Source organism: Hymenobacter sp. GOD-10R (assembly GCF_035609205.1).
In the GTDB taxonomy this organism is placed as follows: Bacteria; Bacteroidota; Bacteroidia; order Cytophagales; family Hymenobacteraceae; genus Hymenobacter.
In genome coordinates this window covers 239,872-258,133 of the sequence record NZ_CP141184.1, presented here as the reverse complement: position 1 = coordinate 258,133, position 18,262 = coordinate 239,872, and the positions used below count along the sequence as shown (strand labels likewise).

16 protein-coding genes are annotated in these 18,262 nt (G+C 54.8%); 6 read left to right on the top strand and 10 right to left on the bottom strand.

Annotated features, from left to right (window positions below; translation table 11 throughout):
- The first annotated feature begins 162 nt into the window (after window positions 1-162).
- Both SD425_RS01070 and rlmN read left to right on the top strand, forming a co-directional pair.
- On the top strand, window positions 163-747 hold the full coding sequence (locus SD425_RS01070; RefSeq protein WP_324674510.1) for a hypothetical protein: 585 nt from the start codon (window positions 163-165) through the stop codon (window positions 745-747).
- A 204-nt stretch (window positions 748-951) separates the two neighbouring features.
- Complete coding sequence (gene rlmN / locus SD425_RS01065) at window positions 952-2,019, top strand: 23S rRNA (adenine(2503)-C(2))-methyltransferase RlmN (protein WP_324674508.1); 1,068 nt, start codon at window positions 952-954, stop codon at window positions 2,017-2,019.
- Between the two features lie 64 nt (window positions 2,020-2,083).
- On the opposite strand, the gene SD425_RS01060 is transcribed toward rlmN, so the two are convergent.
- From SD425_RS01060 to SD425_RS01045, 4 genes are all read right to left on the bottom strand, one after another.
- Window positions 2,084-3,088 carry a hypothetical protein gene (locus SD425_RS01060; RefSeq protein WP_324674506.1) on the bottom strand — a complete coding sequence of 335 codons (1,005 nt, stop codon included), beginning with the start codon at window positions 3,086-3,088 and terminating at the stop codon, window positions 2,084-2,086.
- Window positions 3,089-3,163: 75 nt separating this feature from the next.
- A complete protein-coding gene (locus tag SD425_RS01055; RefSeq protein ID WP_324674504.1) occupies window positions 3,164-4,312 on the bottom strand; it encodes a hypothetical protein in 1,149 nt (382 codons plus the stop codon).
- A 195-nt stretch (window positions 4,313-4,507) separates the two neighbouring features.
- Window positions 4,508-5,473, bottom strand: a complete 966-nt coding sequence (locus SD425_RS01050; protein WP_324674502.1) for a YihY/virulence factor BrkB family protein — start codon at window positions 5,471-5,473, stop codon at window positions 4,508-4,510.
- A gap of 109 nt (window positions 5,474-5,582) precedes the next feature.
- Window positions 5,583-6,314 carry a DUF3891 family protein gene (locus tag SD425_RS01045; RefSeq protein ID WP_324674500.1) on the bottom strand — a complete coding sequence of 244 codons (732 nt, stop codon included), beginning with the start codon at window positions 6,312-6,314 and terminating at the stop codon, window positions 5,583-5,585.
- 124 nt (window positions 6,315-6,438) lie between these two features.
- Here SD425_RS01045 and SD425_RS01040 point away from each other — a divergent pair, with 124 nt between their 5' ends.
- Together SD425_RS01040 and SD425_RS01035 are read left to right on the top strand one after the other, a co-directional pair.
- Window positions 6,439-6,810, top strand: coding sequence for a DMT family protein (locus SD425_RS01040; protein ID WP_324674498.1), 372 nt, complete (start codon window positions 6,439-6,441; stop codon window positions 6,808-6,810).
- A 132-nt stretch (window positions 6,811-6,942) separates the two neighbouring features.
- A complete protein-coding gene (locus SD425_RS01035) occupies window positions 6,943-9,255 on the top strand; it encodes a patatin-like phospholipase family protein (protein ID WP_324674495.1) in 2,313 nt (770 codons plus the stop codon).
- 13 nt (window positions 9,256-9,268) lie between these two features.
- Here the strand turns inward: SD425_RS01035 and SD425_RS01030 are convergent, their stop codons facing one another.
- The 3 genes from SD425_RS01030 to SD425_RS01020 form a co-directional block, all read right to left on the bottom strand.
- Window positions 9,269-10,102 (bottom strand): MIP/aquaporin family protein, encoded by an 834-nt coding sequence (locus SD425_RS01030; protein WP_324674493.1) that lies wholly within the window; start codon window positions 10,100-10,102, stop codon window positions 9,269-9,271.
- 42 nt (window positions 10,103-10,144) lie between these two features.
- Window positions 10,145-10,900 (bottom strand): alpha/beta hydrolase, encoded by a 756-nt coding sequence (locus SD425_RS01025; protein WP_324674491.1) that lies wholly within the window; start codon window positions 10,898-10,900, stop codon window positions 10,145-10,147.
- A 174-nt stretch (window positions 10,901-11,074) separates the two neighbouring features.
- Window positions 11,075-12,004 carry a LysR substrate-binding domain-containing protein gene (locus SD425_RS01020; protein WP_324674489.1) on the bottom strand — a complete coding sequence of 310 codons (930 nt, stop codon included), beginning with the start codon at window positions 12,002-12,004 and terminating at the stop codon, window positions 11,075-11,077.
- A gap of 140 nt (window positions 12,005-12,144) precedes the next feature.
- On the opposite strand from SD425_RS01020, the gene SD425_RS01015 reads away from it, so the two are divergent.
- A complete protein-coding gene (locus tag SD425_RS01015; RefSeq protein WP_324674487.1) occupies window positions 12,145-13,656 on the top strand; it encodes a catalase in 1,512 nt (503 codons plus the stop codon).
- A gap of 151 nt (window positions 13,657-13,807) precedes the next feature.
- On the opposite strand, the gene SD425_RS01010 is transcribed toward SD425_RS01015, so the two are convergent.
- On the bottom strand, window positions 13,808-14,608 hold the full coding sequence (locus SD425_RS01010; protein ID WP_324674485.1) for an SDR family oxidoreductase: 801 nt from the start codon (window positions 14,606-14,608) through the stop codon (window positions 13,808-13,810).
- Between the two features lie 83 nt (window positions 14,609-14,691).
- Between SD425_RS01010 and SD425_RS01005 the strand changes: the two genes are divergently transcribed.
- Window positions 14,692-15,132 carry a helix-turn-helix domain-containing protein gene (locus SD425_RS01005; protein WP_324674483.1) on the top strand — a complete coding sequence of 147 codons (441 nt, stop codon included), beginning with the start codon at window positions 14,692-14,694 and terminating at the stop codon, window positions 15,130-15,132.
- On the opposite strand, the gene SD425_RS01000 is transcribed toward SD425_RS01005, so the two are convergent.
- A complete protein-coding gene (locus tag SD425_RS01000) occupies window positions 15,095-16,432 on the bottom strand; it encodes a family 1 glycosylhydrolase (protein WP_324674481.1) in 1,338 nt (445 codons plus the stop codon). The genes SD425_RS01005 and SD425_RS01000 overlap by 38 nt on opposite strands.
- 115 nt (window positions 16,433-16,547) lie before the next feature.
- Window positions 16,548-18,239: a GMC family oxidoreductase gene (locus SD425_RS00995; protein ID WP_324674479.1), complete on the bottom strand. Its 1,692-nt coding sequence runs from the start codon at window positions 18,237-18,239 to the stop codon at window positions 16,548-16,550.
- Window positions 18,240-18,262: the final 23 nt, after the last annotated feature.

Genomic DNA, 18,262 nt, shown 5'->3' with positions numbered 1-18,262 from the left:
TATTTTACTTCCACAAATAAAATTGCGAAGTATACCAAGGTCTTATACCTTACTGAAGACAACCGCACACCACCTAGCCTCTCTTAATTTATACCACATAGAACGGCCCGACCGTCGGCCATCCCTGCTGCTTCTACACTGTTCTTTTCAACCTCAAGTACTATGAAACTCAGTTCTTATTGCCTGGTATTCTTGCTATTTAGCTGCTCCGCCTCCAATGCTACATCATCTGAGGAAACAGCGGCTACGTCTATTGCGGCCGTTACCGCGTCGGCTGCTCAACCCATGGTGCTACAGGAAGTAATGGAGCAACATGTTTTTTCTAATCGGAGTAAGCCCGATCAATTCAAACTTCAGCTAAAAGGCAAGGACGTACTGACGGGTACGGTGAATTTGAGCATCGTATCGGCCGAGGGCGAAACGCTGTGGAACGACCAATTTCCCGCTACTTATCTCTTGGATTACGGCTTCGACACGTACGCTGGCGACAGACCAACGGACGCGCAGCGCACCGCTTACATCCAGAAGCGCATGAAAGAATTCTTTGTGGACGACAGCTTCCTGAACCAAGCAGTGAAAGCAACCGACAAGCTTGATACGAACTATACCGCAGATAAAAAGAGCTGGGAAGAAGCCAAACAAACTGGCTTGCCCGGCTTTTTCTACAACATTGGCGAAGAGAATGGCCGCCGGTTGGTTTACTCCCCGAGCCAGCGCAAGGCAGTTGTAGTACAGAGCTGCTGCTAGCACAAACAACCTAGGTCGTGTAGCGCGAAGCTCCCGTTTCGCGCTGCGTTGAACGAAATTGTTGTTACCAACCTAGATACTGGTCGCTCAACGAGGCGCGAAGCTCCTGCTTCGCGCTACACCGTTCAACGATGAGGCGCAAAATATTGCGTCTCTACTATCCAAAGGGAACCCAACTGCCTGCTAGGTTGTATCTTTGCAGCTATGATATCCTTGCCTGTACTCACCAAACGCGACATCCGCAAACTCACCCCCGACGAGCTCAAAGCCTTTATGGTGGAGCACGGCGAAAAACCGTTCCGCGCCAAGCAGGTGCTGGAGTGGCTGTGGAAAAACACGGCTTCGTCGTTTGAGGAGATGAACAACATCTCCCTGAGCACGCGGCAGTTACTGGATCAACACTTTGCCATCAACGGGGTGAAGGTGCAAAACCAGCAACTTTCCAACGATGGTACCATTAAGTCGGCGTTCCGGCTGTACGATGGCAATATTGTGGAGGGTGTGCTCATTCCGCACGACACGCGCATGACAGCCTGCATCTCTTCGCAGGTGGGCTGCTCGCTCACGTGTAAGTTTTGTGCCACGGGCTATATGGAGCGCAAGCGCAACCTCGACGCGGCCGAGATTTACGACCAAGTAGTACGCATTCGGGAGCAGTGCGAGTCTCAGTACGGCACGCCGCTCACCAACATCGTGTACATGGGCATGGGTGAGCCGCTGCTGAACTACGCCAACGTCGTGAAGAGCGTGGAGCGCATCACCGCTCCCGATGGCTTGAACATGGCCCCGCGCCGCATCACGATCAGCACGGCCGGCATTGCCAAGATGATCAAGAAGCTAGCCGACGATGATGTAAAGGCAAACTTGGCCTTAAGCCTGCACGCCCCGAACGACGCGAAGCGCAACGAGATTATGCCGATTAACGAGGCTAACTCATTGGCAGCTTTGAAGGAAGCATTACAATACTACCACCAGGTAACAGGTCGCAAAGTAACCTACGAGTACATCGTATTCGAGAACTTCAACGACACCTTGCAAGATGCGGAGGAGCTGTTCCAGATTACGAAGTGGTTGCCTTGCAAAGTCAACCTCATTGAGTATAACCCCATCGAAAACGCTAGCTACCGCAACACCGGCGATGATAAGCTGGTAGCGTTCCATAAGTACCTAGCCGACCGCGGCGTGCAAACCAACGTGCGCCGCTCGCGCGGCAAAGACATCGATGCGGCCTGCGGACAGCTCGCTGTGAAGCAGAAACCAGTAGAAGCTTAGGATATTTTCTCCAACAAAAAGCCCCACGGTTGTAGAACGGTGGGGCTTTTTGTTTAAGTAAGTATTACTTAACTGCATGTGCAAACTTCCTATCACCAAACAAGTAGCTTACCCCAATATCTGCACCTCCGAAAGGCGTGCCCCACCCAAAGAAGAAAGGAACTAGGTTCTTATTCAGAAGTAATTGCGTTCCGAGCGTTACATGCGGTGCGAGTAGATAACGCAAGCTGATTCCTCCTACAAGGTGTGGTTGAATTGCTTTGTTGATCGGATAGTTATACGTCTGCGAATAAGTTGAAGAAGTTTGAAAGGTTGTCTCTTTTTCGCGCCCATGTACGATAGTAATACCCGCTAACCAGTCGAATTGCAAACGCCGCTGTGTTTGGCTTTTCCGGAAGCGAGCTAACAGCGTTACTGCCGTACTGCGTGTATCTCTCTCCGTTCGGTAAGTATATGTTTCACCATTCAGCACGCTGGTGTTACTTAAATTCTTGATCTGACGACTGTATCGAACCTCCCCCTGAAGCGCAACACGCGGTTTGATTGTATAGCCTATCGCTAAGTAGAGTGGTTCTGCCTCGCAGTAAGGCCTATTAACCGAATTATAGCTGTGATAAGTAGCTCCTACTCCCACGTACCAGTACTTAGGGGCTGCCGCTGTATCCGGAGGCAATGCTTGTTTTCGAGCAACGACACGCTCCTCCTGCTTTTGTTCATACAGCGTTTGTTGGCATTGCCTTTCAATAGAATTTCGTACCTGCTGAAATTCGCGCTCGGAGTAAGACCGGGTACGCACCTCGCCATTACGGAGCGTAACCTGCAACAAGATAGAACCGCGCGTGCTGTCGAGGCTTGCGAAACGAAAGAAGCTAGCTTTCTGGAAGTCATCCAAACGGTATGCGGAGAATAGACCAAACGCTAGCTTTTCCTGCTGATCGATGACTTCACCAACTATTGGATGCACGGTCACGATCCTGCTCACTTCTTGCTGCGCGTAAGCTGCATTACCTAGCATACAAAGGCTGAGCACGCTCACTGTTTTTGCAAAGGCAGATAATTGATGTCGCATAAAAAATTATATCTCCCTAAAACACCCTGATTATTTGATGGACACAAGACTTCCAAGTGATTATTTAACAATCATTTACCGCGCTTTACCAAAACGATAGGCTACTTCCGCGTAAACAGGATAAATACCGCCTACTCCTGTTCCGTACAGAAAACCTAGGCTGCCGCTAAGCCGAGTGGCCGCTACTCGCAGACCGAACAAGCCCGCAAAGCCTCCATCGAAGATGTACGTCTCATCGAGCAGCGAAATGCGCCGGGATATCCGCGTGGCTCCACCAACTACAACTATTGGAGAGCTGCTTAAATCCCCGGAAGCAAAGCCGTAGCCTAGCCCTAGCGTTAGGTTGTTGTCGGCTGTTCCGTAAGTACCTAGTCCGTACCCAAGCCCTCCACTCGACCCAAAAATGTTTGCGTAGAGCACGCCCCCACCGACGTGTAACTTCTCACTTACCGGAAAGCCAACTTTCGGCGTTAGTGCAAAGGCATTAAGCCCAACGCCTGGCAACAACGGAATCAAGGCACCGACGGAAATATTATCGGTGATACCATAATTAGCACCTAGAAAGAAGATATCAATGTCTTGCACGTAGCCTTCGCCTTTGCGCAACGTGCGCGCAGTAGGCGCAAAAAAGATGCGCGTACCATTGCCCAACGGTTCCCACCCGCGGCTTATCTGCGCGCCGGAAAGCAGTTGCAGCCGTTGGATGTTGGACTTCTGAATGGTAACGCGACCTAGGTCTTTGGTCGAAAAATCCAGTTCATTGTCGCGCCGCGCCAACAGCACACCGATGAAGCTGTTGCCCGAAAGCAACTCCACAGAATACGTGGAGCCGATGGAGTCACCGCCCGTCACGTTCTGCATCTGCTTGCTATAGCGCTTCAGCTCTTGGTCGCGGGTTTCGATCTGGCGCCGCACGTTTTCAAACTCATTGGTTGTGAAAGAGCGCATCTTAACATCGCCATTGCGCAAGGTGGTTTGTAGCGTGATAGCACTGCTCGTGCTGTCGTTGCTCGTAAACTGCACAAACCGAGCTTCCTGAAAGTTGTCGGCGTTGTAATAAGGGAATAACCCATACTTGCTTTTCTCTTCGGCATCAACTACTTCCCCAACCAATGGACTCACAACAAGCGTCTTCGCAACAGGTGGATTGGTTTGTTGGGCGCGAGCAGCGGTAGTGAGCAGAATGGCGCCTAATAGGAACGTCGCCTTAAGGGAAGCTAACATATAGGTGTAGATAGAAGTAGACAGGAGTAAACCTAGCATTTCCACCCTATATACCAGCTACTTACTCGCACAAAAAGCAGCTATAATCTAACTTTTCAGACGCATAAAAAAACCCGCTTTTCAGATTTGAAAAGCGGGTTTCTGAAGTGAATACGCAGTTATTTGATTACATAAATTAGACTTTTCGGCTGCTACTTACGCACGCCAACGTCCAGTAGCACGAGGACGGCCAGTCGTAATTTCTTCCTTGCTTTCGCCCTCTGGCACCTCACGTGTTTCGATGCGTACGGCGTGGGCTTTGGGCTGTACTTTCTGCCCAAAGGCATCGGCAAATTCCTGCGTAAACTCGGCCCCGAAGAAGATAATGAGCGACGAGTAGTTTACCCAAACCAGCAGTACGATGGCCGACCCTGCTGCCCCGAAGGCAGATCCTGGATTAGCGTAAGAGATATAAAAGGCAATCAGATACTTACCTAGCACGAACAGCGCTGCCGTAATGAAGGCTCCAATCCACACGTCGCGCCACCGAATAACAGCATCAGGCAGAAAGCGGTAAATCATGGCGAACAGTGTGGTGGTAACTGCCAAGGATATGGAAAAGTCGACCAGCTTTACGGCCACTATGCCGGCATCCTGCCATACATGTTCCAAATAGTTGGTAAACACTTGCAGTACAGCACTGATTACGAACGAGGTAAGCAGCAGCAGTGCCACACTCAGGATAAGGCCAAACGAAAGCACTCGGTCGCGTAGAAACTGTACGATACCGTTGCGGGGCTTGGCTTTTAGATTCCAGATATCGTTGATGCTTTCTTGCAACGTCACGAAGAACGTGGTAGCTGTAAAAATTAGCGTGCCGACACCTATAGCGGTGGCAATACCGCCACGTTGTTGAAGGGTGAACTTAGCAATGCTTTCCTGCATGAATTGCGCCGACTCAGCTCCGACAAAGCCCTTCAGCTGCCCGTACACCTGCCCCGTCACGGCTTCGTTACCGTAAATAGCACTGGCAATCGTAATAACGATAAGCAACAGTGGTGGTAGCGAGAAAATGGTGTAGTACGACAGCGCGGCCGAATGCCGAAATGAGTTGTTATTGCTAAACTCGGAAGCCGAAGCTTTCAGAATAGCGACAATATCAGAGAAGCGGTAGTGAGCCATAAAATAGGTAAAAAGGAGCGCTTGCCCTAGGTTGTGTACTAAGTAGTACGGGGTTACGGCGCTTGCGTTCGATCAGATTGCTTTTACCCCAGCCTAGCAAGACCAGATGCTAGTGCTTCTGTAGCGTCCAGGTTAAGGTTTGCACGGGCGCCATGCGCAGGGCAGCGGCTAGCTCCGCATCATCCTTGAACTGAAGCTGGCTGAGCGTGCTAGCCTCCACACTGACTGTAAACTTCTCTACCGAAAACGGCCAGGGCGCCACAAGCACCGGCCCCTCGGGCGCGGGCTGGCTCACATCGTAGCGCCGGCCGTCGGGGCCGATGCTGACCTCGAGGGCCCGACCCATTTCGGGCAGTTCGTGGCGGCAGAAGATCAGTGAGAGCCGGTCGCACCACTGCATGAGGTCGTAGGCCTGCTGCGCTTCTTTCTTATTTACCTTCAATGCTTTTCGCCACTGTTCCTGGTTGGCTTGCTGCTCATCGAGGAAGCTAGGTAGCGCTGGCTGTTGCGCACGCAGTGGCTCGTACAGAAAGCTCAGGTGCATACTGGTGAGTAAGCTGCGCCACTGCCCTTGAAACCTAGCCGCGCGTAGTACACCCGTGGCTTGTTCCAACGAAAATTCCTTCATCGTGAAGTTAGCGGGCGCACCGGCAGGCGTCAGGCCGTAGTGGCCGTCCCAGTGCTGCTGCTCGTCGTCGTGCTGAGCGGTAGCAGCCAGTAGCCCCACCCAGCGGTCAGCGGGGCCAAAGGGCTGCCAATGCCAAGCTAGCTGAGCGGCAAGCAAGGCGTGAGCTTGCTGGTAGATAATCTGCCAGCCTTCGGGCGTATAGTTTACAATCATGGAAGCTTTGTACGCAAAAAGCGGAAGAGGATACGCCGGCCTTATTTTATCGTTGTACTGTCGAGCTACGTCAGCGTCTTATCCGTATAGGGCTAGATTTTTCTCCTCTTTTTCTAGCTGTTCTATGAAAGCGCTGTCTACCGTTCTGCTGCTCACCATCTCCAACCTGTTCATGACCTTCGCCTGGTACGGGCACTTGCAATTCAAGAAAATAACGTGGCTACACGGGCTCGGTTTGGTAGGGGTGATTCTGATCAGTTGGGGTCTTGCCTTTTTCGAATACGTCTTCCAGGTGCCGGCCAACCGCATCGGGTTTGAGGAAAATGGCGGGCCTTTCAATCTGTTCCAACTCAAAGTTATTCAAGAGGTTATTTCCCTTACGGTATTCACGTTGTGCGCTGTGCTCGTCTTCAAAACCGACAAGCTAGGCTGGAACCACTTAGTCGGGTTTGCGCTGTTGGTAGCGGCCGTCTATGTCATCTTCCGCAAATGGTAGCCTAGCCTCGGTTGCAAGCCAGCGCTACACGACGGATCGGACTTCGTGCGTTGAAGGAGGCAGGTTATCTTGGCATAACTTGTGGCCGGGCTGCCGTGCGGCTACCTGCTGCTCTTCCACCTCGCTTCCCTTATGCAAAAACTCTACGTTTTCCTGACCGGGTTGCTTCTGCTTTTCAGTCGGTTGCCAGCAGCCCAGGCTCAGAAAGTAGGCTTGGTACTGAGCGGAGGTGGTGCCAAAGGCCTAGCCCACGTGGGCGTGCTAAAAGTGCTAGAAAAGAACAACATTCCCATCGACTACATCATCGGTACGAGCATGGGTTCGGTGGTGGGCGCCATGTACGCAGCGGGGTATGCGCCCTCGGAAATCGAGAAGATTGTCACGAACCCGGAGTTTCAGAACTGGGTGTCGGGCCGGCAGCTCGAAAGCAAAACCTTCAACTACCTGAACTCTGATGCGTCGCCGGCAGCCCTGCGGGTAGGCGTGGCCATCGACTCGTCGTTGCGGACGCGCATCACCCCCAACTTAATCAACGACGTCAACCTCAACTTTGTGTTAGCCAAGCTCCTTGCCCCGGCGGGGGCTACTGCTAACTACGACTTCGACAAACTGTTTGTGCCCTTCCGCTGCCTAGCGGCCGAGGTATTTACCCGCAACCAAGTGGTGCAGCGCAACGGCTCGCTGTCGGATGCGGTGCGCAACTCAATGGCCGTGCCGTTGGTGTTCCGTCCCATTCGCAACCCCGACGGCCGCTACCTTTTCGACGGCGGCATCTACAACAACTTTCCCACCGACGTGATGAAGGCGGAGTTTGCGCCCGACATCATCATCGGGGTGAATGTGGGCGACGTAGCCTACAAGAAGTATCCGTTCCAGAAAGACGATGAGCTCTTGGCCGGCACCCTGGTTTTTTTGGGCGCGAGTGTGGCCGATACGCTGGCGGTGGGCCCCAACGGCGTGTTTATTCAACCCGATCTGGAGGGCTATGGCTCCACGGATTTCGACAAAGTGCGCGAGTTGATCGACCTAGGTACCAAAGCAGCCCAGGCGAAGCTACCCGTGATACTGCGGCGCATCGAGCGGCGCGTGGATACGCTAGCATTGGCGGCGCGCCGCACAGCCTTCCAGAACCAAGCACCCGCTCCGGTTTTTGACCGGATCACGGTACAGGGCTTAAAAACTAGTCAAAATGCCTATGTACGCCGCTTTTTTCAGCGCCAGGGCCGTACCTACACCATCGACGACATCGAAGAAGGCTACTACCGCTTGGCCTCCGACGACTTCTTCCGGGGCGTGTATCCGCGTATCCGCTACGACAAAGAGCAAGGGGGCTACACGTTCAGCGTAGATGCCAGCAAGAACAACAACTTGTCGGCGGAGCTAGGCTTCGTGCTAGCAACCAGGCCCGTGGATAATATCTACCTAGGTCTAGAGTTTCGCTACCTGAAGAAATTCTTGTACACCACGGCCGCCAACGTAAGTTTGGGCCGCTTCTACAACGCCGGGCAAGGCCGCTTCCGCATTACGATTCCCGAAAAGCTGCCCTTTTACATCGAGCCGACCATCACGTACAATAACTGGAGCTACCAGAAGACCGGCGGCTTGCTGGGGCGCGACATTCAGAACACGCTCATCGCACAAAGCGACCTGAGTGCCACCGTGCAAGGCGGCATTAGTCCGAACTACCGCAGCCGGGTGACCTTGGAGCTAGGTTACTTCGGCAACCAGGACAACTACGCCAATGTGCGCACCGTCTCGTCAGGCGATACGCTCGACCGTACCCGCTTCCAAGGACTCACGGCAGCGCTGCGCTTCACTCGCAACTCCCTGAACCGTAAGCAATATGCTACGGGCGGCCGCCGCGCAGCTATCAGCATTCGGGCCGTGCAGGGTACGGAGCGCTATACGCCGGGCTCCACCTCGGTGCGCACCCTTCCTTATTCCGACGACCATCATTGGCTTCAGTTTTCGGCCACAACAGAGCAGTACTTTCCGGCTGCCAGCAACAAGCAGACGTGGGGATACTTCGGGGAGGTGATGGTGAGTGGGCAAGGGCTCTTCACTAATTACCGTTCCTCCCTCACAACGGCGCCAGTCTTTGCCCCGTTAGTGGATTCGCGCACGTTGTTTCTGAACAGCTACCGGGCGCCGCGCTACGCCGCCGCCGGGCTGCGGTTTTCGCACACGATATTCGGCAGCCTGGAGTGGCGTTCCGAAGCCTTTGTTCATCTGATTTACAAGCCATTGGCGGAAGCCGTCAACCAACGAGCCATTACGCGCAAGGGCTTCGATCGGCCGCGGCTTACGGCCAGTTCGGGCTTTGTCTACTTTACCCGCCTAGGCCCGTTGGCCGTGCACATCATTCACTACGACGACTCAGCCAAACGCTGGGGCGTGTTTGGTCATGTGGGCTTTCTGCTATTTCACAGCCGGTCATTGGAGTAAAAAGCGGATCGTGCTAGCCCTCTGCATTGGCATCGGGGTATTGGGGCGGCTGGTGCTCAGTGGCGGCCGTAGGAGCCTCGGAACCTGCCAGTATAGCCATCGGCAAAGGCTGGTTGTGATATAGCAGCTTAAATAGTAAGGTAGCCAGCCACATAGCCAACACTGGCGCCACCACGTAGAGCCACAAACTGGCGTAGCTCCCCGCCGCCACGGCCGAAGCCAGCGAGCGGGCCGGATTGGTGCTCATACCCGAGTAAGGCTCTTCAAAAACAATGTAAACAGCCAGCAAGGCTCCTAGCAGCCAACCGGCTTTGTTGTGCAACCGCTTGGAGTGCAGCGCCGTCAGCAAGATTAGCATGAGCACCAACGAAATCAGAAACTCCGCCCCCACTGCCACCCAAAGGCCATCTTTGCCGGGTTCAGTCAATACATAGTTGACTTCCGGGTGGGCATACCAAGTACCTAGCAGCCTTTTAATTAGCTGCGCGCCCGTCACGGCACCTACTACTTGAAACAGCACATACCACACGGCGTCTACGCGGTTCACTTTGCCGAGCTGCCAAAAAGCCAAAGTCACGGCGGGGTTGAAGTGGGCACCCGAGCGCCGTCCCCACGGGCTATACACCATGAGTACAACCAAAGTGCCCACTACCAACCCCACCACCGCACGACCTAGGTATTCGCGTCCCTCGAGCCACGAATGAAGAGGCGCTGAGGGGTGCTTCACGGCTATTGTAATCAGGCTAGCCACTATAATAAATAAGGCCGCCCCCGCAGCTTCGGTGAGGTAATGCTGCCAGTTCTGACGCCACCCCGCGCGCAATCGTTGCCCAAAATTGATATACATACCTCACCTAGTAATTGCGCGATGAAATTTTGCGGCTTAGAGTCAGTGGCGCAAACTAACCGCGAACTTTCGCAGCAGCGCCGCCACTTCCTGGGGTGCTTCGTAGGGCAATAGGTGCCCCGCCCCGCTAATAATTTCCAGATGCGTACCCTCGGGCAGATACGGTAGCGTTTCGAGGCCGTGCACCGAAGGCGACATCACAGCATCCGCATCCCCAACGAGAATAGTGCAGGGCACCTTGATGTCGCCTAGCCGGTTGGTGATATCCTCCCGGCTACCGCGCAGCAGCCACGCGTCCCAAGCCTCGCGTGTGCTATGCAGGTTGTCTTCTATGATCTGCGCCTTTATTTCGGTGCTGACCGGCTTGGCCGTAATATGGGTAAAATTACCCAGCGCGGCCGCCGTATTGCCGTAGGCGCGCAGCGAGTTGGTGCGGTCTTCGTCCGTCATGGGCTCGGGCGTGGGCGGCGAGGGCGAAAGCAGCACCAAGCCGCGCAAGCCAGTGGGTTGGCGGGCTGCTAGGTCTAGCGCAATTTTGCCGCCCATGCTGTGGCCAACCAGGATGAAATTGGTGAGCTGCTTCTCCTTGATCAGGGCCGCAACTGAATCGGTGTAAGCCGCTACGCTGTGGCCGCCTTTCGGGGCTGGCGCTCCGCCAAAGCCACCTAGGTTGGGGGTGAGGCATTCAAACTCGGGGGCTAGTACATCCGCGACCTGTTCCCACTCATGGCCGGCCCCGGCCCAATAGTGTAAGCAAACGAAAACCGGATTAGGAAAGGAACTGTCGGTGCTGGGCATGGTGGGGCTTTGGGTATAGGCTCCACTACGCAGAATCTAGCTCTTCGGCTACTCGGCGCTAGCTGATATAGAGACACCTACTCGTGTCTCCATCGTTACTCGTGTTGTTTTGGCTGTTGTCAGCTAGTACAGTTAGTACAGTTGTTTTAAGCCTGAGCCATTCAGCGACCACATTTACCGCCACCGGATCTTCTGCCCGGCTTGGCTGGCGCGCAACCGCTCCGGCACTTTGCTGAGAATAATTTCGCGCAACGTAGTGAGGAGCGGCGTGCGCACGAAGCTGTGGTGCACCACCAGGCTCACTTCGCGCACGGGTTCGGGCGCCGTGAAGCGCTTGAGCATGGGGTTACCTAGCTCCTGCAACACCGATAGCTCAGGCACCAGCGTGTAGCCGTGGTTGTGACGCACCAGCTCTTTCAGGGTCTCGATCGAGCCACTTTCGTAGCTGAAGGTGCGCGGCAGCGCATTAGCCGCTGGCGTACAGATGTTCAGAACCTGATGACGGAAGCAGTGGCCTTGTTGCAGAAGCCACATTTCGTGTGCGGCTAGGTCGGTCGGCTGCACGGTAGGCTGGCTGTAGAGCGGGTGGCCTTCGGCAACGTACGCCAGAAAGGGCTCTTCCAGCACGGGTACCTCGCGCAAAGCTCTATCTTCCAACGGCGTTACCAGAAGTCCTACGTCGAGCTGGTTGTCTTTAAGCCGCTGCGTAATCGCATCGCTCTGCAACTCCTCTACCCGCACCCGCAGCTGCGGGTGGCGCTCTACTAAGTCTAGCAAAAACAGTGGTACCAGATAAGGCGCCAGGGTCGGGATGATGCCTAGGCGTAAGTCGCCGACCAACTCGCCTTTTTCTACTTGGATCAGTTCGCGCAATTGCTGGGTTTCGCGCAGTACTTGCCGGGCTTGCTGCACCACTTTGGCGCCTACCACCGTGGGCTCCACCCCTTTCTTCTTTCGGTCGAAGAGCAACACCCCTAGCTCCTCCTCCAGCTTTTGCACTTGCATACTCAGGGTTGGCTGGGTGACAAAGCACTTCTCGGCAGCCAACACAAACTGCCGGTGCGTGTCGAGGGCTACAATGTATTCAAGCTGCTGCAAATTCATGCTCAAATATAATCACCAGCTATACTTAGATAAAGAATATCAATTTTCGTGATACAAATTTAAGCTCAACCTTTGTGCAGTCGAAAGCCGGCTTTGGCTAGCTTCTCGGCCGCCCTACACGCTTTATCCCTTTATCTCGCATGGAAGAATCAACTCAACCGAAGAAGCTGACTACCGCTTCAGGTCGCCCCATTTTCGACAACCAAAACTCGATTTCGGCCGGGCCACGCGGGCCGCTGTTGTTGCAAGACTACTTCCTGCAGGAAAAGCTAGCGCACTTCAACCGCGAGCGGATTCCGGAGCGCGTAGTACACGCCAAGGGCTCAGGCGCTTACGGCACCTTCACCGTTACTCACGACATCACCAAGTATACCCGCGCTAAGCTGTTCAGCCAAGTGGGCAACCAAGTACGCACCTTCCTGCGCTTCAGCACGGTAGGCGGCGAGAAAGGTTCGGCTGATACCGAGCGCGACCCTCGTGGCTTTGCCCTACGCTTCTACACCGAAGATGGCAACTGGGACATTGTGGGCAACAACACGCCGGTGTTCTTTGTGAAAGACGCCGTGAAGTTCCCCGACTTCATCCACACCCAGAAGCGCGAGGCTCGCTCCAACCGCAAGTCGCCCACGATGATGTGGGACTTCTGGAGCCTGAATCCCGAGAGCCTGCACCAGGTTACCATCCTGATGTCAGACCGCGGCACGCCTTATGGCTACCGCCACATGCACGGTTATGGTTCGCACACCTTCTCGCTGATCAACGCGCAGAATGAGCGCACCTGGGTGAAATTCCACTTCCGCACCGAGCAGGGCGTGAAGAACTTCTCCGACGAAGAAGCGCGCCTGATGAAGGCCGAAGACGCTGACTTCGCTCAGCATGACCTCGTGGACGCCATCGACAACGGCAATTTCCCCCGCTGGAAGATGTTCATTCAGGTGATGACCGAAGCCCAAGCGCGCACCTTCCGCTGGAACCCCTTCGATATCACGAAAGTGTGGCCCCAGGGCGAATTCCCGCTGATTGAGGCCGGCGTACTGGAGCTGAACGAGGTGCCGGTGAACTACCATGCCCACGTCGAGCAAGCAGCTTTCGCCCCCGCTCACGTAGTGGACGGTATCAGCTACTCGCCCGATAAGATGCTGCAAGGTCGCATCCTGAGCTACCCCGACGCGCAGCGTTACCGCCTAGGTGCCAACTACGAGCACCTGCCCGTAAACGCTTGCCCCTTCGGCTTCAGCAACTACCAGCGTGACGGCCAAATGGCGCTCGGCGACAACGGTGGCCCCGGCCCGAACTACTTCCCCAACAGCTTCGACGGCCCAGTGGAAGACAAGACCCAAGGCGAGCCCCCACTGCCCCTTGACTCTAACATTGCCGACCGCTACGACCGCAACGCCCCCGGCGAAGACGACCACTACACGCAGCCCGGCAACTTGTTCCGTTTGCTGTCGCCGGAGGCACAATCCAATCTCATTACCAACATCGTAGGATCAATGAGTGGCATCGAAGGCCCCAAGAAAGATCTTATCATTCAGCGTCAGCTGTGCCACTGGTTCCGCGCCGATATCCGCCTGGGTATGGCCATTGCCAAGGGCTTAGGTGTTGATGCTGAGATGCCAACGCAGCACGCCGCTGCAGCCATGACGGCTTAAGGTTATTTGCTCTTCACACCTCTTTTGCAACAAAAAGCCGGCCCTTGTGGGGGCCGGCTTTTTCGATTTTAGCCGAAGGACCTAGGGAGTCTGACGTATGGCCGCAGAAGAGGTCTTGGTCGAAAGCCTGGCACCTAGGTTCGTTGCCGGGTTACCCTGCAAACATTTGCATAACTCCCTTTCTGAACGCTTCATCACCTACGGTAAGGCGTTGGGCATACAGGGCTTTCGCATCCTCCCCACACACGTAGCGCAAGGTATCGGTGTCATCGGTAGCGGCTTCGTACACCACTTCCGCAATTTGCTCAGAGGTAGAAACTACGCCGCTAGGAGAGCTGATGGCCGCGAAGAATTTGTTCGCTAGCTCGTCATACTCCGGGTGCGAAACGATTACCCCTTTATCCCCTATCTCTGTTGCTACCAAGCCTGGCTCTATGTTTTTGATGCCAATCCCGAATTGGCGTAACTCAAACGATAAGCTTTCGCTCCAGCCTTCCAGCGCCCACTTGCTGGCATCATACATCGAGCTCACCGGAAAAGCCATCAACCCAGCCGAGGAACTGGTGGTAATAAACAGGCCAGCTTTTCTAGCCCTGAAACTTGGAATAAAGGCTTGGGTAACGCGCACCACACCTAGAAAATTGGTTTCCATCTGGCGTACCAACTGCTCGTCAGTAGCAGCCTCCAGGGGTCCTAGCAGGGCATAGCCAGCGTTGTTGAATACTACGTCAACGGGGCCTAACGCTAACGCTTTCTGCGTAGTGTCTTGGATCTGCTGCACACTTGTTACGTCCAAGGGCAGCAGCTTCACATTGTCCAACAAGTTGAGCTCAGTTTCATTTTCGGGCTTGCGCATGGTGGCAATTACATTCCAGCCTTTAGCCGCAAATAGTTTAGCGGTTGTTTTACCAATACCAGACGAGGCACCAGTAATAAAAATGGTCTTGTTCATTTCGTTGTATTTAAGAACAAGCCAAAAGTGTGAGGTAGTTACTATACTTTTGCTATCCGTTACCTTTAGGAAAGTGACTATTTATGGAAGCACTTAAAATGACAGCTGACTCAGTTTGTGAACAAATACCAGAGCTTCGTAAGGAGCAAGTTTTGGCGCTGAAAGACGCTATTGAGTTGTTAAGCGGGAAGTGGAAATTCTGCATCCTGCTTAATCTGTACAACTATGGCACCTTGCGTTTCAAAGACTTACAAGAAACGTCTGTAGGCATCACGCCCAAGGTGCTATCGAAGGAGTTGCAGGAGCTAGAGGAAAACCAGCTCATTACCCGAACAGTCAATAATACCAAGCCCGTCACGGTTTCGTACGCCCTCACGCCCCATGCCATCGAAATTCAACCCGTCATTAATGCCTTGGTCGAGTTTGGCTTAAAGCACCGATCCAAGATCAAAGGTACTCCTGATCAATCAGGTTACGCCAAGTGCTCTATACCTCCACTTTCAGCTCCGCAGGACGTGAGGTAATCTCGAACATCTCGCTGTGGGGCACCATCGTAATCTGACCGAACTCCTGGAGCATCATCTTATAGGACTCCCCTACCGGGCGAATCTTGCGGTCAAGGTCGAAAAGGCCGCAGGGGTTGACGGTACCTAGCTTTTCAGCGAGGGAAATGTCCCAGTCGATCTGGTCAAGCAGGGAGTACCACGTGAAGCCTACCACGGGCACCCCATCCTTGCGAATGCGCGTCACGTTGACCCACTGCTTCCAAAGCCAGCATTCTGCGTCTTCAGCCTTGAAGGTGTTCGTTTCGGTGTGCATCACGGGCTTGCGGTAGCGCTCATAGTACTGGCGCGTCATGGTATACCAGCCCAGCACATCTTCGGCCGAGCACCAATCCCCGTTGGGCTTGATAATGCGCTCATTACGACCGTAGTAGTCATTGCCCATAATCTGGTAGCCGGGCGGCTCACCAGCCATAAACCATTTCAGCTCGTCGCGGGTCATGCCGTTGTCGAGGCAAAATAGCAGCACTTCCGCATCGAGCGGGTGAGCGTAGAGCAAATCAAGCGACAGGAAACGGAGCTTGTTCGTGATGCGTGTTTCGTCGCTCTCGATGGTGCGCATTTCGTGGATGTACTCGGCCGATTCGCTCTGCACAATCACGCAGTCGGGGCGGTGCTTGGCAATCTGATGGTTGCCCATGATGCTAGCAGCCGCGCAGTGCTTCATGGCCGTGATAAAGGCACGGTCCGATTTCAGCTGCTCATTCCATATGCCGTCGCGGGCACTGGCACGAGCAGTCACATACACCTCATTCACAGGCGTGTAGAAACGTACCCACGGGTAGCGCTTGGCTACGGCTCCGGCGTACTCGGCAAAGTGCACGGGCAGCTCGGGGTTCTGGAAGTTGCCGATCCAATCAGGCACGCCGAAGTGCATCAAGTCTAATATCGGCGTGATACCGAGGCGCTTAATTTCCTTCATGGCCGCGTCGGCAAAGTCCCAGTCGTACTTGCCGGGGGCTTTCTGAATCTGGTAGTAAGGCAGATTGTAGCGCAGCACCTTCAGCCCCATTTCCTTCACCAAACCTAGGTCTTCCTTGTAGCGGTTGTAGTGGTCGGTTTCGGCGAGCAGGTCGCGGCGGGTTTTGCCGTGGTCGATGGTTGGGTACGAGCATTCGATGCCCGTGGCAAACATGAAGTTGCCGGGGTTACCAGTAGGCAGCCCATTGCCATTATGGCCCGCGGCGCCGCCAAATTCGTCGCCGTCGTAGCCGCTGTCGCCGAATTTCTTTGTGATATGACTTAAGAAGTTTTTTGCCATGTGGGGGGAGTAGCGCGAAGCTCCAGCTTCGTGCACCGTTGGAGGCAGCCGTGCTAGCCTGCTCAACGATTATCGTTCAACGATGCGCGAAGCTGGAGCTTCGCGCTACTGTTAGTTAGGCATCCCGCCGGCGTTCCTTTTCCAAGAACTTGTCGGCGGTGCGTAGGCTCACGGCCATAATAGTCAAGGCCGGGTTTACACTCAAAGCGCTCGGAAACACGGAGTTGTCGCAGATGTATAGGTTGGGTACATCGAAGGCCCGGCCGTTGGCATCGACTACGGCATCGTCGCCGCTCAGGCCCATGCGAGCCGTGCCGATGGTATGCGCGTAGCGCGGAAAGGCCCAGATATCGGTGGCACCGGCAGCCTCCCAAATCTGCCGCATGATCTTTTCGGCGTGGGTCGTGATGCGCTGCTCATTGGGCTGCGCCGTGAAGTGCACCCTAGGTTTGGCTACCCCACGAACATCCTTCTCTTCGGCAAGCTCCAGGAAGTTGTCGGCATGCGGCAAGCAGTCACCTAGGATGTTGATGCCGGCAATGTGGTTGTAGTTGCGCATGTAGTCGCGCCCAGCATGGCCCCACAGCTTGCGCGCCCGAGCGGCCTGACTAGCAAACGTAACGGGCATCACCCCGATGCTTTGCAACAGATAGCCACCTACAAAGTCGGCATCCTTGGGCCGGTGTGTATCCTCGGAAATCAACGCCCCCGGAATGCCTTTGTAGGGGCGAATATCTTCAGGGAATGTGCCCCACACCTGCACACCGGTGTGCGCCATGAAATTGCGGCCTACTTGCCCGCTGGTGAGAGCTAGCTCGTTGAGCAACAGCAAGCGTGGCGTTTCGATGGCACCCGCACACAGGAATAGGTTGCGGCACTTTACCCGCTGCTGAATGCCATTCTGCGTGTAGACCACACCCGTCACATGACCCGTGCTATTGCGCTCAATTTCAGTGACGTAGCTATTCGGGCGAATGTCGGCACCGTAAGCAGTGGCAAGCGGTAGAAACGTAACGTCCATGCTAGCCTTAGCGCCGTTGTTGCAGCCAGCCTGGCAGAAGCCGCGGTTGGTGCACGCTTCGCGCCAGCCCACGCCCTCCTGGTAGTAGCGCGCCGACAAAGCAGCATTCGCGGCCGGCGAGGTGCGAATACCTAGCTCCTCACAGCCGCGCTGCATAAGCTGCGCAGCGCCATTGAGTGGCAAGGGTGCCAGCGGGTAACTGCGCTTGCGCGCTTTCCCCCACGGGTAGCTTTCCGGCCCCGAAATACCCAGAAACTGCTCCAGCTCATCGTAGTACGGCTCTATATCGTCGTAACCGAAGGGCCAATCGACGCCGGTGCCGAAGTCGCGGTTCAGGTGAAAGTCATCGTCTTGGGCGCGAGGGGTGTAGGCTGTATAGTGCAAGGTAGAGCCGCCGACCCCGATACCGGAGTTGTTGCGGCCAAACGCCACCGGGTCTTTGCCCGCCGACAGGCGCTCATCGTTCCAGAATAGGAAGGATTGCGCTTTCTCATCGGTCGCAAAATCTTTGGTGGGATCGTGCCAGGGGCCAGCCTCCAGCGCTACCACCTTCAGGCCAGCCATAGCAAGCCTAGCTAGTAGCGGCGCGCCGCCCGCACCAGTGCCAATCACCACACAATCAACTACCTCCTCCGTTTCCGGCAGCAAGGCAGCTTGCTCTAGTGGGTCAAGGACGGGAGAAGTATTCGTCTGGTTTTCCTCTATGATTTCGCGAAGCAACGGGTCCTGAATCTCCGTCTTCAGCGGGTTTAGCACACCCTCTTCGATTACTTCTTCGTCAGGCATATAGTGGTCGTAGAAACGCGCCA

What these genes read in the sequence shown, in the direction of transcription:
- SD425_RS01070 (WP_324674510.1), top strand. Translation starts at nt 163, where the DNA reads ATGAAACTCAGTTCTTATTGCCTGGTATTCTTGCTATTTAGCTGCTCC.
- rlmN (WP_324674508.1), top strand. Translation starts at nt 952, where the DNA reads ATGATATCCTTGCCTGTACTCACCAAACGCGACATCCGCAAACTCACC.
- SD425_RS01060 (WP_324674506.1), bottom strand. Translation starts at nt 3,088, where the DNA reads ATGCGACATCAATTATCTGCCTTTGCAAAAACAGTGAGCGTGCTCAGC.
- SD425_RS01055 (WP_324674504.1), bottom strand. Translation starts at nt 4,312, where the DNA reads ATGTTAGCTTCCCTTAAGGCGACGTTCCTATTAGGCGCCATTCTGCTC.
- SD425_RS01050 (WP_324674502.1), bottom strand. Translation starts at nt 5,473, where the DNA reads ATGGCTCACTACCGCTTCTCTGATATTGTCGCTATTCTGAAAGCTTCG.
- SD425_RS01045 (WP_324674500.1), bottom strand. Translation starts at nt 6,314, where the DNA reads ATGATTGTAAACTATACGCCCGAAGGCTGGCAGATTATCTACCAGCAA.
- SD425_RS01040 (WP_324674498.1), top strand. Translation starts at nt 6,439, where the DNA reads ATGAAAGCGCTGTCTACCGTTCTGCTGCTCACCATCTCCAACCTGTTC.
- SD425_RS01035 (WP_324674495.1), top strand. Translation starts at nt 6,943, where the DNA reads ATGCAAAAACTCTACGTTTTCCTGACCGGGTTGCTTCTGCTTTTCAGT.
- SD425_RS01030 (WP_324674493.1), bottom strand. Translation starts at nt 10,102, where the DNA reads ATGTATATCAATTTTGGGCAACGATTGCGCGCGGGGTGGCGTCAGAAC.
- SD425_RS01025 (WP_324674491.1), bottom strand. Translation starts at nt 10,900, where the DNA reads ATGCCCAGCACCGACAGTTCCTTTCCTAATCCGGTTTTCGTTTGCTTA.
- SD425_RS01020 (WP_324674489.1), bottom strand. Translation starts at nt 12,004, where the DNA reads ATGAATTTGCAGCAGCTTGAATACATTGTAGCCCTCGACACGCACCGG.
- SD425_RS01015 (WP_324674487.1), top strand. Translation starts at nt 12,145, where the DNA reads ATGGAAGAATCAACTCAACCGAAGAAGCTGACTACCGCTTCAGGTCGC.
- SD425_RS01010 (WP_324674485.1), bottom strand. Translation starts at nt 14,608, where the DNA reads ATGAACAAGACCATTTTTATTACTGGTGCCTCGTCTGGTATTGGTAAA.
- SD425_RS01005 (WP_324674483.1), top strand. Translation starts at nt 14,692, where the DNA reads ATGGAAGCACTTAAAATGACAGCTGACTCAGTTTGTGAACAAATACCA.
- SD425_RS01000 (WP_324674481.1), bottom strand. Translation starts at nt 16,432, where the DNA reads ATGGCAAAAAACTTCTTAAGTCATATCACAAAGAAATTCGGCGACAGC.
- SD425_RS00995 (WP_324674479.1), bottom strand. Translation starts at nt 18,239, where the DNA reads ATGCCTGACGAAGAAGTAATCGAAGAGGGTGTGCTAAACCCGCTGAAG.